1 pseudogene is annotated in these 1,513 nt (G+C 37.6%); it reads right to left on the reverse strand.

Annotation, left to right across the window (positions count from 1 at the left end):
- Positions 1-93: 93 nt before the first annotated feature.
- A pseudogene (locus COO03_RS22825) lies at positions 94-1,463 on the reverse strand (IS1182 family transposase); the annotation flags it as partial.
- Positions 1,464-1,513 lie beyond the last annotated feature (50 nt).

Below are 1,513 nucleotides of genomic sequence, written 5' to 3' on the forward strand. Positions count from 1 at the left end.
CAGAGTGTTGGGAAACCCTTTAGGGTTTCCAACACTCTGGTGAAAATTGAATTTCCAATGAGTTAAAAACACTGAAAAATGATAGAAATAAGAAAAATAGCCCTTCACCTGTCCCTTTTTGGTCAGGTGAAGGGCTATTTTTTTCATATTTTGGCAGGCTGCGGTGAGATAAGCCTGCATTTGGACAGACTTCAGCCCTCGAAAACGAGCGTATCGATAGCCATGTAGTTCTTTGGCATCCGCAAAACTGCGTTCAATGGTAGAACAGCGTACTTTATATAGCTTTTTCCCTGTACTTGTTAGCTTATTTTTTCTTGCTATATCTTTGTATTCTTCCCAAATATGATGTGTAATGACTTTCTGTTTTTGTTTCGCTGAAAAACAATCTTTACGCAATGGGCACACTGCACAATCTTCTGGATTAGATTTATATTGACGATACCCTTCTCGATCTGTGGTCGCATATTCTAAAATGCATCCCATTGGACAGGCGAATACATCTGTTTCTTTTTCATATTTAAATTTGCTTTTAGGCACTTCTTTATTTCGTTTTCCAAATCGGCGATACCCCATCACCATAAATATCTTTTGTTCAGATAACTTTTTACAGATATACCCTGTAAAATAACCAGCGTCTAGTGCGACCGCTTCTACTTGAAATCCGAACTTATCAACTTGTGCTTGAAGGCGTGCTAAATACGGCTCGGAATCCGCTACATTTCCAGCCGTAATAAAAGTGTCTGTAATAATATTATATTTTGCATCCGTTGTTCTGTGGTCTAAGAAATGAAAACCATTTGGTTTTCCATCTCGCATTAAAAAGCCACTATCAGGATCCGTTGTACTTACACGTGTTTTTTTGATTGGGGTATCACTTTCCTTTCTTGGCCCTAGTTCTTTTTTCCGTGTTTCTTCCGATCTTCCATGACTGCTGCTTCTAATTCTTCTATATATAATTTAGGACGCTCTTTTTTTACTTTGTGCACAAATTTATTTTTATTTGCGTTCGCCTTCACGTGAGTGGAATCTGTCATCAACGCACGTCCTCCCACCATACGATGTTCCATCGCTTGATGTACAATTTCATTAAAGATTTCTTCAAAAATATTTGTATGAAGAAAACGAGTGCGACGATTCCAGCTAATTGTGGAGTGATCTGGAACGGAATCCGATAAAGAAAACCCTAAAAACCAGCGGTACGCAATATTTGTTTTAATTTCTTTTTCTAATTGACGTTCCGATCGAATGCCGTAAAAATAACCAATGAACATCATTTTAAATAAAACGATAGGATGAATAGAGGGACGACCATTGTTTTCACAGTAATAGGGGCGTAACTTCTCCTCAATAAAATCAAAATTAATAGTGGCTTCAATTGCACGAAGAAAATGATCTTGTGGAACTAACTCTTCTACAGAAACTGCTACCCGCTGATCACGATGATTTTTCAATGCACCCATCATAATGAATCTCTCCTTTTCCTCTTTTTATCAGTGTTGACAGATAAAAAAGG

Source organism: Bacillus sp. AFS098217, from assembly GCF_002551815.1.
In the GTDB taxonomy this organism is placed as follows: Bacteria; Bacillota; Bacilli; order Bacillales; family Bacillaceae_G; genus Bacillus_A.